Source organism: Mycobacterium sp. 852013-51886_SCH5428379 (genome assembly GCF_001665575.1).
Classification (GTDB): Bacteria; Actinomycetota; Actinomycetes; order Mycobacteriales; family Mycobacteriaceae; genus Mycobacterium.
The window spans coordinates 1-12,828 of sequence record NZ_LZSU01000007.1 but is presented as its reverse complement, the minus strand read 5'-3'; the positions used below and the strand labels follow the sequence as shown (position 1 = coordinate 12,828).

The 12,828-nt window shown below is 68.0% G+C and carries 9 protein-coding genes; 7 read left to right on the top strand and 2 right to left on the bottom strand.

Annotation, left to right across the window (positions count from 1 at the left end; genetic code table 11):
* The first annotated feature begins 12 nt into the window (after positions 1-12).
* On the top strand, positions 13-1,098 hold the full coding sequence (locus tag A5757_RS01160) for an ABC transporter ATP-binding protein (RefSeq protein WP_066828134.1): 1,086 nt from the start codon (positions 13-15) through the stop codon (positions 1,096-1,098).
* A gap of 60 nt (positions 1,099-1,158) precedes the next feature.
* Here the strand turns inward: A5757_RS01160 and A5757_RS01155 are convergent, their stop codons facing one another.
* Positions 1,159-1,740 carry a hypothetical protein gene (locus A5757_RS01155; protein WP_369815900.1) on the bottom strand — a complete coding sequence of 194 codons (582 nt, stop codon included), beginning with the start codon at positions 1,738-1,740 and terminating at the stop codon, positions 1,159-1,161.
* 438 nt (positions 1,741-2,178) lie between these two features.
* On the opposite strand from A5757_RS01155, the gene A5757_RS01150 reads away from it, so the two are divergent.
* Positions 2,179-4,452 carry an ATP-dependent DNA ligase gene (locus tag A5757_RS01150; RefSeq protein WP_156618091.1) on the top strand — a complete coding sequence of 758 codons (2,274 nt, stop codon included), beginning with the start codon at positions 2,179-2,181 and terminating at the stop codon, positions 4,450-4,452.
* Between the two features lie 10 nt (positions 4,453-4,462).
* On the opposite strand, the gene A5757_RS01145 is transcribed toward A5757_RS01150, so the two are convergent.
* Entirely contained in the window at positions 4,463-7,225 is a 2,763-nt protein-coding gene (locus A5757_RS01145; RefSeq protein WP_082929254.1) for a LuxR family transcriptional regulator, read from the bottom strand.
* Positions 7,226-7,401: 176 nt separating this feature from the next.
* On the opposite strand from A5757_RS01145, the gene mdlC reads away from it, so the two are divergent.
* The 5 genes from mdlC to A5757_RS01120 all read left to right on the top strand — a co-directional run.
* The gene (gene mdlC / locus A5757_RS01140; RefSeq protein ID WP_066828133.1) at positions 7,402-9,018 is read left to right on the top strand and encodes a benzoylformate decarboxylase; all 1,617 of its coding nucleotides are present in this window, start codon (positions 7,402-7,404) and stop codon (positions 9,016-9,018) included.
* Between the two features lie 3 nt (positions 9,019-9,021).
* Entirely contained in the window at positions 9,022-9,429 is a 408-nt protein-coding gene (locus A5757_RS01135) for a tautomerase family protein (protein WP_066828132.1), read from the top strand.
* Positions 9,422-11,293 (top strand): FAD-linked oxidase C-terminal domain-containing protein, encoded by a 1,872-nt coding sequence (locus tag A5757_RS01130; protein ID WP_066828131.1) that lies wholly within the window; start codon positions 9,422-9,424, stop codon positions 11,291-11,293. The genes A5757_RS01135 and A5757_RS01130 overlap by 8 nt, the downstream gene beginning before the upstream one ends.
* Positions 11,294-11,297: 4 nt before the next feature.
* Entirely contained in the window at positions 11,298-12,122 is an 825-nt protein-coding gene (locus A5757_RS01125) for an alpha/beta fold hydrolase (RefSeq protein ID WP_082929253.1), read from the top strand.
* A gap of 78 nt (positions 12,123-12,200) precedes the next feature.
* The coding region (locus A5757_RS01120) for a DUF222 domain-containing protein (protein WP_156618090.1) at positions 12,201-12,828 on the top strand (628 nt) is incomplete at its 3' end.

The following is a 12,828-nucleotide window of genomic DNA, read 5'->3' as shown; positions in this document are numbered from 1 at the left end:
AGGAAGCGACCAATGGCATCGATCACGTATAAGAACGCTTCGTGCATCTACGAGGGTTCGGACAAGCTCGCGGTGGATTCGCTCAACCTCGACATCGTCGACGGTGAATTCGTCGTCCTGGTCGGGCCGTCCGGTTCGGGTAAGAGCACCGCGCTGCGGATGCTCGCAGGTCTCGAGGAGATCGACGAAGGCGCCATCGAGATCGGCGGCAAGAACATGGTCGGCGTGCCGTCGAAGGACCGGGACATCGCGATGGTGTTCCAGAACTACGCGCTGTACCCGAACAAGACCGTCGCCGAGAACATGGGCTTCGCCCTGAAGTTGCGCGGAGTGTCGGCCGACGAGCGGCGCCGCAAAGTCGAGGAGGCGGCCAAAATCCTCGACCTCACCGAGTTCCTGGACCGCAAGCCCGCCAAGCTGTCCGGCGGGCAGCGCCAGCGCGTGGCGATGGGTCGCGCCATCGTCCGTGAGCCGCAGGTGTTCTGCATGGACGAGCCGCTGTCGAACCTGGACGCCAAGCTGCGCGTGCAGACCCGCACCCAGATCGCCGCGCTGCAGCGGCGTTTGGGTACCACCACCGTCTACGTCACCCACGATCAGGTGGAGGCCATGACGATGGGGGATCGGGTGGCGGTCCTGCGCTTCGGCAAACTGCAGCAGTTCGCGTCGCCCAACGATCTGTACGACCGGCCGGCCAACGCGTTCGTCGCCGGCTTCATCGGCTCGCCCGCGATGAACCTCGTCACGCTGCCGGTGGTGCCCGACGGGTTGAAGGTCGGCGACTCCACGCTCGTGCTGCAACGCGACGACCTGACCAAGGTGAGCGAGGCGGGACTGTCCGAGGTCACTTTCGGTATCCGGCCCGAGCAGCTCGAGATCGTCGACTCCGGGGGCGTCGAAGTCGTCGTCGACCTGGTGGAGGACCTCGGCAGCGAGGCGTATGTGTACACCCACGCCAGCTCGGGCTCAGGCGTCGAACTGGTGGCGCGGTGCAACCCGCGTACGGCGCCGCGGCTGGCCGACACGGTGCGGCTGGACCGCCATCCCGAGGGTGCGGTGCACCTGTTCCACCCGCAGACGGGTGAGCGGTTGAACTAGCCGGCGTCTGCTCGCGACGAGTTCTACGCCAGGGTCGTGCTTCGGCGTGGGAAACGACCCTCACGTAGAAGTCGTTGGCTTCCAACCGCGTTCGGCGAAGGCTTGCCGGACGCGGTGCAGAATGAACAGCTTGCTGTGCTCGGCCACCACGCGAAGGTCGATCCAGCCTTCGCGGTCGAGGAGTTCGGCGCGGCCGATGTCGTGCACGTACTGGCCCCGATTCGTCGCGTGATGCGCCCCCTCGTAGTCGAGACCGACCTTCGGCTCGTCGTACCCCATGTCGATGAAGGCCTCCGAATATCCGTCGGTGACGCGGATCTGTGTCCTGGGCCTGGGCAAGCCGCCGTCGATGAGTGTGAGACGCAGCCGATTTTCCTGCGGTGATTGGGCACCGGCGTCCAACAGGCCCAGTGCGACGGTCGCGGCCCGGACGCCTCGCGCCCCGCGGTAGCGCAGGAACAACGGCGCGGTGTCGGCAGCGCGCACGCCCGTTGCGGCGGCCAAGGCGTCGAGATGAACGACGGCGGCGACGCGCGGAAGATGGCGGGCGAGGTCGAATGCCGTGCGCGCCGGCGAGGTGACGGGGAGGTCGCCGAGGTAGGCGACCTCCTCGTCGCCGATCCTCTCCTCGCGGACGATCACACCGTCTCTACGGCGGCCGTGCTCGGCGATGATCTCGATTGGCGTCGTCGCGTCGACCCACTTCGCACCGTGCAACGCGGCGGCGGCTCGGCCGGCGATGACGCCGCGGCGCCCGGTCCACAGCCAGGCGGCCGAGGCGTTGGAGGAGAATAGTGCGCGGCGCGTAGCGCGCCCGCAGTTGTCCGCGCGTCAACGCACCGCCGGCGATGGCTTCGACTCCAATCAGGGGTTCTGGCATGCATCGAATGCTGTTGCGGCCACCCGACGCGAAGCGACCGTCGCGGGCGCGGCGGGGCCCGGCCTGTGGACAAAGCGGCGGCTGTGGACGGCGAGTTCGACGTGAGGGTCGTTGTCGGACGTGCGGAACAACCCTCAGGTAGAACTCGGCGAGGGCCGAGCGGGTCAAAGGGGTAATACTCAGTCGTGGGGAAAGAGGTGATGGACCATTACGGTCGGGTGCGCCTGACCAATCCGGACAAGGTGCTGTACCCGGCGACGGGTACCACCAAGGCGGAGGTTTTCGAGTACTACGTCAACGTCGCCGAGGCGATGGTGCCGCACATCGCCGGCCGGGCGGTCACCCGTAAACGCTGGCCCAACGGCGTCGGCGAGCTGGAGTTCTTCGAGAAGCAGCTGGCCAGCTCCGCCCCGGACTGGCTGGACCGCGGCACGATCGTGCACAAGTCCGGCACCACCACCTATCCGCTGATCAACACCCGCGAAGGTCTGGCGTGGCTGGCACAGCAGGCGTCGCTGGAGGTGCACGTCCCGCAGTGGCGCTTCGTCGGTGAACCGGGTGACCTGAAGCCCGGCCCGGCTACCCGCGTGGTGTTCGACCTCGATCCCGGCGAAGGAGTCACGTTCCGACAGCTCTGCGAGGTGGCCCACGAGGTCCGCGACCTCATCACCGGGATGGGGCTGACGGTGTATCCGGTGACGAGCGGCAGCAAGGGCCTGCACCTGTACGTGCCGCTCGACGAGCCGATCAGCAGCCAGGGCGCCTCCGTGCTCGCCAAGCGGGTGGCCCAGCAGCTCGAGAAGACGATGCCCAAACAGGTCACCGCGACGATGACCAAGAGCCTGCGCGACGGCAAGGTGTTCCTGGACTGGAGCCAGAACAACGGCAACAAGACGACCATCGCGCCGTACTCGATGCGGGGCCGCGACGAGCCGACGGTCGCCGCGCCGCGCACCTGGGACGAGTTCGCCGACCCCGATCTACGGCATCTGCGTTTCGACGAGGTCCTCGAGCGCATCGAGCAGTTCGGCGATCTGCTCGCCGATCTCGACGACAAGGTGCCTGTCGAGGATCGGCTGACCAAATACCGCAGCATGCGCGATCCGTCGAAGACGCCGGAGCCGGTGCCACCGCGGCCGCCGAAAGTCGGCAACAACGATCGCTTCGTCATCCAGGAACACCACGCGCGACGGCTGCACTACGACCTGCGCCTGGAACGCGACGGTGTGCTGGTCAGCTGGGCGGTGCCCAAGAACCTGCCCGAGAGTCCTGCTGAGAACCGGCTCGCCGTACACACCGAGGACCATCCGCTGGAGTACCTGACCTTCCACGGCACCATCCCGAAAGGGGAGTACGGCGGCGGGGACATGATCGTCTGGGATACCGGCACCTATGAGACCGAGAAGTTCAACGATCATGCGCCGGACGGTCCGGCGAAGGGCGGCGAAGTCATCGTCACCTTGCACGGCAGCAAGATCGACGGCCGCTACGCCCTGATCCAGACCGACGGTAAGAACTGGCTCGCGCACCGGATGAAGGAGCAGGCGAACCCCACATTCGAGGACTTCGCGCCGATGCTCGCCACTCACGGCTCGATCGAGAAATACTCCGCCGAACAGTGGGCGTTCGAGGGTAAGTGGGACGGATACCGCCTGCTCGTCGACGCCGACCACGGCACGCTGTGCCTGAAGTCGCGAAGCGGGCGTGACGTCACCGCCGAGTTCCCTCAATTGCGCGCGCTGGCAGCCGATCTCGCCGACCATCATGTGACGCTCGACGGTGAAATCGTCGCGCTCGACGAGAAGGGGGTGCCGAGCTTCGGACAGATGCAGAACCGCGCCCGCGCCACCCGCGTCGAGTTCTGGGCGTTCGACATCCTGCGCCTCGACGGGCGCTGGCTGCTCAAGGCGAAGTACCGCGATCGCAGGAGAATTCTCGAAACCCTCGCCGAAGGCGGCAGTCTCATCGTCCCCGACCTGCTCGACGGCGACGGGCCGGAGGCGCTCGAGCATGCGCGCGAACGCAGATGGGAAGGGGTCGTCGCCAAGAAATGGGACTCGACGTATCAGCCCGGGCGACGGTCGTCGGCGTGGATCAAGGACAAACTGTGGATGACCCAGGAAGTCGTGATCGGCGGGTGGCGGCAGGGTGAAGGCGGTCGCAGCAGCGGTATCGGGGCGCTGGTGCTCGGTATCCCCGGGCCGGACGGCCTGGAGTTCGCCGGCCGCGTCGGCACCGGATTCACCGACAAGGCGCTGGCCGACCTCAAGAAAACCCTGCAACCGCTGCACACCGATGAATCGCCCTTCGCCGCAAGGCTTCCCACCCAGGATTCGAAGGGGGTGACCTTCGTGCGGCCGGAACTGGTCGGGGAGGTGCGTTACAGCGAACGCACGTCGGACGGACGACTCCGACAGGCCAGCTGGCGCGGGCTGCGGCCGGACAAGAGTCCGGATGACGTGGTGTGGGAGTAGTGCGGAACGCTCATTCACCGCGCAGGCGCCGCAACTCGCGGCGCGACGACACCCCGAGTTTGACGAAGATCTTGCTCAGGTGCCATTCGACGGTGCGGGGGCTGAGGAACAGGTGGCCGGCGATCTCCGAGTTCGTGTAGCCGTCGCCGGCGAGCCGGGCGATGTAGCTCTCCTGTGTCGTCAGCGTGGTCATCGAGATGTCACCTCGCTCCTTGCGCTGTGGTTCACCCGCCGCGTGGAGCTCCCGGCGCGCCCGCTCGGCGAGACCGTCGGCCCCCATCTGAACGAACTTTTCGTAGGCGACGCGCAGTCGGCTGCTCGCGTCGGCACGCCGGTTCGCTCGTCGCAGCCACTCACCGAAAATCAAGTGCGTGCGCGCGGTGAGCACATCGAGCGGGGCGTTCTCCAATTCCGCTATCGCCGTGAGGTATTCGCGTTCAGCGTCAGGTCCCGAGGACAGCAGTGCTCTCGCGCGCGCCGCATAACCCAGGGCGGTGGGGGTCGGTGACGCCGCGGCGCGTTCGATCAGCCGACCGGCCGCGGATTCCGCGATGTCCCGACGGCCGGTGCGCGCGGCGGCCTCCACCTGTTCGTTGAGCAGATGGCCGGTCATGCCGACGTCGTCGAACTCCAGTGCCGTGGCGGACGCCCTGAACGCGTCCTCGTAGTGGGCGAGGCCGTTGTGCAGCACTGCCAGTGAAAAGAGCACGACGGTGACCTCGCTGCCTTCACCGCGTTCGGTGGCCTCTCTGATCGTGGCTTCCGCCAACCGCTGTGCCTCGTCGTCCCGCCCGCGGCAGGCGGCGAGGTAGGTGCGGATGGACCGGTGCGGGGGTGCGCTGATTGCCGTGGCGATGGCGTCGGACTGCTCGAGTAACTCTGCGGCCGCAGTGAAGTCGCCCGCTGTGACACACGCCCCCGCATGGGTGGTCAGAGCGGCGGACAGGATCGTCAGCTCGCCGGCCGCGCGCAACATGGCGGTCTGCCGCGCGTTGAGGGTGTAGTAGGTGTCCTGGAGGAACAGATCGAGCATCACCCGGTTGGTGATGTCGTGCCAGCGCGGATCGGCGGTGCCGGCCTCGTCGTCCTCCAGATATTTCTCGACTGCTCGCGTCAACAACGAAGCTGCGGGGCCGTGGCCCTCGGTGAGCCGGACGACGAGCCCGTCGAGAAACAGGTCGACCGACGTGGGCGGATCCGACGGGGGAGGCGCATGACGTGCCGCCTCTGCCATCGCCGCGGCCGAGGTGTGCTCGCCGGCGTACAGCCGGCCGGTGATCATCGCGGCCATCAACGCCTCGAGGTAGGTCTCCCGCGCGAGGACGGGGTCGAACGACCGCAGCCGTTCGGCTGCGGCGAGCAGCAGCGGTGGTGCATCGCGACCACGCCGGGCCGCGAAGGCGACCTTCGCCCGCACCAGATCTGCTCGCGCATCGAGTAATTCGCTCCCCGCCGCGGCCACCCAGCCGAGCAGTCTGGTAGCCGCTGGGGGGTCGGCGGCATCCAATTTCGCCCTGGCCGCCGCGAGGGCGCGCTCCGCCCGGTCGACGGGATCGGGCGTCACTTCCACTGCGTAGGCCAGGAACGCCGCGGCTGCCGCCGCGCCGCCCCGGCGGCGTGCCCGCTCGGCCGCGTCGACCAATGCGGTCGCCACCGCCTCGTCGGGAGCGTTCGTGGCGTGGGCGCGGTGCCAGGCTCTGTGCTCGTCCGCAGTGGGACCCGAGATGACCTCGGCCAGCGCCGCGTGGGCCTGCTGTCGTTCTGACGGCGACGCGCTGCGGTAGATAGCGGAACGCACCAGCGGATGACGGAACCGCAGACGCGAATCCACGGTTACGAGCCCGCTCTTCTCCGCGGGGACACTCGCGTCGGCCGGCACGTCGAGTCGGGCGGCGGCGGCCCACAACCACGTCGGCTCGCCGGTGGGCTCGGAGGCCGCGAGCAGAAGAAGCGTGCGCGCCGGCTGGGGCAGTTCTCGCAGGCGTCGGCCGTAGGTCTGCTCGATGCGCGTCGCCACCGGTTCGGCGGCCGCCAGCCCGTAGCCGCCCGCCAACGCAGCGGGTGCCAGCGCGCCCTGCAACTCGAGCAATGCCAGCGGGTTACCGTCCGCCTCGGTCAGGATGTTCTCCCGCACGGTCTCGTCGATGCGGCCCGGCAGCACGACTTCGAGCAGGGCGCGGGCGTCGGCATCGGCGAGGCTACCCACGACGAGTTCGGGCAGCCCGGCCAGTTCCTCGGCGCCGAAGGGACGCGCCGCGAAGATCATCACCACCGGGTCGGCGGCCAACCGGCGCGCGACGAAGGCCAACGCCTGCATCGACGCGTGATCGACCCACTGCGCGTCGTCGATGACGCAGATGGTCGCGTGCCCGGCGCCGGCCTCTCCGAGCAGGGACAGGATCGCCAGCCCCACCAGCAACCGGTCCGGTACGGCGCCGGACCGTAGGCCCAGTGCCACCTCCAAGGCGTCGCGCTGTGGCTGCGGTAGCCGATCGAGGCCGGTCAGCAAAGAAGTGCACAGTTGCTGTACGCCTGCGTAGGCCAGCTCCAACTCCGATTCGGCACCGCTGATCTGGATGGTCCGGAGGTCGGGTGCGTCAGCAATCGCGTCGCCGAGCAGGGTCGTTTTTCCGATGCCCGCATCGCCACGCAGAACCAGGGTGCCGCTGCGGCCCTGGCGCCCGCGGTCGACCAACTCGGTCAGCAGGCGCTGCTCGCGGCGACGCCCCAGTAGCGCGGCGCGGGTGGCGTCCTCGCGGCCCATGCGGGTCATCCTCGCACCTCAGCGCCGCGACGGCAGGCCGAAATCACGATCAGAAATGGGCCGCCCAGGGCCATACCGGTCTGCCTGGTTTCGTGCGACCCGTGGTTTCCACGGGGTCGCCCGGGCCCGGCAAGGTGTCTGATTTTGACGAGTCCACTACCCGACCCGTTGACGAAGGAAACCTCATGACCGACGAGAAGACCGTCCATCAGGTCACCTACGATCTGCTCCGCAAGCTGGGGCTGACCACTGTGTTCGGGAACCCGGGGTCGACCGAACAGACGTTCCTGCAGAACTTCCCGGACGACTTCACCTATGTACTGGGCCTCCAGGAGGCGTCGGTGCTGGCGATGGCCGACGGTTACGCGCAGGCCACCGGAAAGCCGGCACTGGTGAATCTGCATACTGCGGCCGGTACCGGCAACGCGATGGGCAGCCTGATCGCGGCCTACCGGGCGAATACGCCGATGATCGTCACCGCCGGCCAGCAGACCCGCGAGATGACGCTGTGCGACCCCTATCTGAACAATCCGGACGCGACGCTGATGCCGCAGCCCTGGGTGAAGTGGGCCTATGAACCGGCGCGCGCCGAGGACGTGCCCGGAGCCTTCATGCGGGCATATGCGGTGGCGACCCAGCCGCCGGCAGGCCCGGTCTTCCTGTCCATTCCGCTCGACGACTGGAACAAGCCGGCGTTGGGCCCCGCGGTGGTGCGCACGGTCAGCCGGCGCGTCCAGCCCGACGAGGACCGGTTACGCGAGTTCGCCGACCGGATCAGCCGGGCGCAGCGACCGCTGCTGGTGCTGGGTCCCGAGGTGGACCGCGCCGGCGCCTGGGATGCCGGCATCGCGTTCGCGGAGAAGTTGCGGGCGCCGGTCCACGGCGGTCCGTTGGCGCCCCGGTGCTCGTTCCCCGAGGACCACCCCCTGTATGCGGGGCCGTTGCCGCTGACCATCGCCGGCGTCGCCGACGCCGTGCGTGGCTTTGACCTGGTCATCGTGATCGGCGCCCAGGTGTTCAGCTACTACCCCTTCATCCCGGGCGAGTATCTGCCCGAAGGAACCGAGCTGATCCAGGTCACCGGCGACCCGCACCTCGCCGCGGTGGCGCCGGTGGGCGACAGCCTGCTCGGCGACATGGGCACCGTCCTGGAACAGCTCGTGCACCTGGTGGAGGTGCCGGCGGACCGGAAGGCCCCGCCGGGGCTCAGCCGGGACTTCAGCGGCGATCTCCCGATGGCCACCGCACCTCTGCTGCCCAACGACGTCTACGCGGTGCTGAGCTCGGTCAAACCCGAGGATGCGGCGGTCGTCATGGAGTCCACCTCCACGTTGGCCGATCTCATCCGGTGGTGGCCCACACGACGCCCGGGCAGCTTCTTCGCGACCGGCAGCGGCGGTATCGGCTGGGGTGTGCCCGCGGCGGTGGGCGTCGCGCTCGGAGACCGCGCCCGGGGAGTCAAGCGGACCGTCGTCGCCTCAATCGGTGACGGATCATTCCAGTACTCGATACAGGCCATCTGGACCGCGGCTCAGCACAAGCTCCCGATCGTGTTCGTGGTGCAACGTAACGGCGAATACTGCGTGCTCAAGTCGTTCGCCATCCTCGAGGAGACTCCCAACGTCCCCGGTCTGGATCTACCAGATCTCGACATCGCCTTGCTGGCAGCCGGTTTCGGATGCCGGACGGCGACGGTCGGCAGCACCGAGGAACTGACCCGGGAATTCAAGGCCGCGCTCGAGGCCGACGGGCCCACCGTCCTCGTGATACCCACCCAGTCGCATCTCCCGGTCCTGGGCTGAGCGATGCCGGTCTACACCTGTACGACGGTGACGTCCGTCCTGAGCACGGACGTCAAAGGCGAACTCGCGGCCGAAGTGACCAGGATCCACTCGATGATCAACCACGTCCCCGGCACTTACGTCAACGTGGTCTTCCACGAGTTGGCGCCCGACAACGTCTACACCAACGGACAACCCGCACAGCCGCTGCTGATCAACGGTTGGGTCCGTACCGGTCACCCGGAGGCCCAGAGCAGCCAACTGGTCGCCGAGATCGCTGCGGCCGCCTCCCGAGTGACCGGAATCCCCGCCAAGCGGGTCCTGGTCGTGATCCAGAACAGCCCAGCGCATCTCGCCGTCGAGGGCGGCCGCGCGTTACCCGCGCCAGGGGAAGAAGAGGCCTGGTTGAAGGAGCACAAGTACGATGACTGACACGACCGCTGACACATCGCGCATCGTCGGCATCGATGCCGTCGAGCGGTTCGCCGCTGCCGCCGCGGCCCACGGCGAGGTGACCACCGACCGGGGCGTCCTCGTCGAACGCGGCCGCGACTTCTGGGGAGTCGGTGGTGTGGCCGGCCTGCTGCTCCGCCCGCACGGCCGCGAGGAGATCGCACCGATCATGCGGCTCGCCGCCGAATGCGGTGTGGCGATCGTCCCGCGCGGTGGTGCGTCGAACTGCTCGGGCGGCATGATGCCCACCGCGGGCCAGGTCCTGCTGGACCTGTCCGGGCTCAACCGGATTCTTCATATCCATCCTGAGAAACGCTGTGCCCAAGTGGAATCCGGTGTCATCAACTTCGATCTCCAGGTGGCGCTGCGTCCGCACGGACTGTGTTTCTCGCCGGATCCGGTCTCCGCGCACCTGGCGACGGTGGGCGGCAACATCATCGAGAACGCCGGTGGTCCGCACGCCCTCAAATACGGCGTCACCTACAACCACATCCTGTCGGTCGACGTGGTGCTGCCCGACGGGTCGACGGCGACGTTCAGCGCCGACGACGAAGGGCCGGACCTGCTGGGCCTCATCATCGGTTCTGAGGGGACGCTGGGCATCGTCACCGAGGCCACCGTCGCCCTGCGGCCGATCGCCGCGGTCACCCACAGCCTGATGGGTGCGTTCGCCACCGCCAGGGAGGCCGCCGACACCATCGCCGCGATCATCGCCACCGGCGTGGTCCCCGCCGCGGTGGAGTGGCTCGACCGCGCGGGAATCGCCGGGCTGCAACAGTTCTACGACACCGGCTATCCGCTCGACGCCGACTCCATCGTGCTCATCGACATCGACGGCACCGCTGAGGAAGTCGCGCGGGACCAACCGATCGTCGAGCGGGTGTTGCGCGAGCGGGCCACCGAGGTGCGGATCGCCGAAGAAGACAGCGACCGCGAGGCGCTCTGGTACGGACGGCTCCACGCCCCCGACTCGGTGGTGCAGAGCGGCAAGGGCTTTTTCATCGGTGATGTCACCGTGCCGAGGGACCGGATCCCCGAGATGCAGGAGGCCATCCAGGGCACCGCCGCGCGCCACTCCGACGGACTGCTGTTCATCGCGGTTTGCGGGCACGCCGGTGACGGTGACCTGCATCCGACGACGTTCTACGACAGGGACAATCCGCTGGCCGCCTCTGCCCTGGAAGCGGCCAACAATGAGATCATCGCCGCCGCACTGGAACTCGGTGGCACCATCACCGGTGAGCATGGCGTCGGCACCGAGAAGATCCCGTTCATGACCGAGCGCTTCACCCCGGTGGAGGTCGCCGCCCAGCGGGCGATCAAAACCGCGTTCGATCCAGCCGGGTTGCTCAACCCCGGCGTCATGCTGCCCGAACGATCCGCCGACGAACCGGACGTGAGCCGATTCGGTGCGGCCGTTCGGGCCGCCCTTGCCGGCGGCGGGGCACCGGATCCGAATGCGCCGTTGACCATCGGCGGTAAGAGCGACATGGCGGTCAATCTCGGCAACCTCAGCTTCGTCGTCGGCGCCGACGCCACCCTCGAGTCGGTCAACCGCTACCTCGACGAGCAGGGCGTCACCTGCGTCGCGATCCCGACCACCGCCACGGAGCGCTCCGTCGGCGAGCTGGTGGCCACCGCCGCCGGCGTCGAACGGGACCACATCAGACACGCCCTGCTCGGGGCCGACGTCACCGTCATCGACGGCCAGACGCCGGCTCGCTTCGGGGCGGAAACGATGAAGGACGTCGCCGGCTACGACACCAAACGGCTCTACATCAGTGCGCGAGGCGCTTTCGGTGCGCTGGCCACGCTGATCTTCAAGATCGGCGTCAGGGGATGAATCGATGCCAGGCCTCCTGACCCGGGGGTTGCGCGCCGTGGCCGTGGCCGCTGCGCTGCTCGGCGCCGCCTCGGGCCCTGCGCCTGCGGCACCTCTCGACGGGTTGCCGCCCACCGTCGTGCTGGTGCACGGCGCGTGGGCTGACGCCTCCAGCTGGGACGGCGTCGTCGCGGCCCTGCAGCAGCGGGGATACGAGGTGCGGGCGATCGCCAATCCACTGGAGAACCTGACCACCGATTCCGATTATGTCGCAGGTTTCCTGGCGACGGTGCGGGGTCCGATCGTGCTGGCCGGACATTCGTACGGCGGCTCGGTGATCACCAATGCCGCGGCCGGCAACCCCAATGTCAAGGCGCTGGTGTACGTCGACGCCGCGGCGCCGGCCGTCGGCGAGACCAACGGCTCGCTGAGCGGTGCCGATTCGGTGCTCAACGAGAAGCCGGAAAGCGAACTGTTCGACCGACTTCCGTATCCCGGTGCACCCGCCGGTGCCTCCGACCTGTACCTGAAGAGGGACATCTTCCTGCGGCACTTCGGCAATGATCTGCCCGCCGACCAGGCGACACGGCTGTGGGCGACCCAGCGGGCGGCGTCGACGAGTGCCTTCGAGACGCCGTCGCGGTTCGCGGCGTGGGAGGACGTCCCCTCGTGGTACTTCATCAGCAGCGGTGACCAGATCATCACGCCCGCGTCGGAACATGCGATGGCGCAACGTGCGAGATCTCAGGTCACCGTCTTCGACGGTGGCTCACACCTGACGCTGATCTCGCATCCGGATGCGGTGACGGCAGTGATCCAGCAGGCCATCGATGCCACGCAGCCGACGTGAGGACCTGGGACACCCGGCGTACCGCCAAGGCCGAGTGCGTTCTGATCCAGATGGCTGAGGATTTTTGTCGGTGGTCGAATGTATGTTCGAAGTATGTCGGGTGAGGCTCTGCGAGAGGCGGTAACCGCGCTGCGGGCTGCCTTCGACGGGGTGGCCGCCGGTGATGTCGATCTGCTGGCCCGTTCGGATCTCGTTGCAGCGCTTGACGAACTCGAAATCCTGGTGTGCCGACTACCCTCGGTGAGCCACCGCATGCTGGCCCGCCTGCAGGCCGAGGCCACCCCGCAGGAGATGGGCGCCAAATCGTGGAAAGAGGTGCTCTCGGTCCGCTGGCGCATCTCGACCAGCGAGGCCAATCGCCGGCTGACCGAAGCCGCCCTGCTGGCTCCGCGGCAGTCGGTGACCGGGCCGTGCCTGCCGCCGAAGTTGCCCGCCACCGCGATGGCCCAAGCCCACGGGCTCATCAACGGAGAACACGTCGATGTCATCCGCAAGGCCGTCGACAAATTGCCGGGCTTCGTCGACCCGGCCACCCGTGGGCAGTTCGAAGTCGACCTGGTCCGCGCTGCAGTCGGTGCCGGTCCGAAGGAGCTCAAGGACAGCGCTGATCGCATGTTGTTCCTGCTCGACCAGGACGGACCCGAGCCGGACGACACCGAACGGGCCCGCAAGCGCGGCGTGACCAAGCACAAACAGCGCGATGACC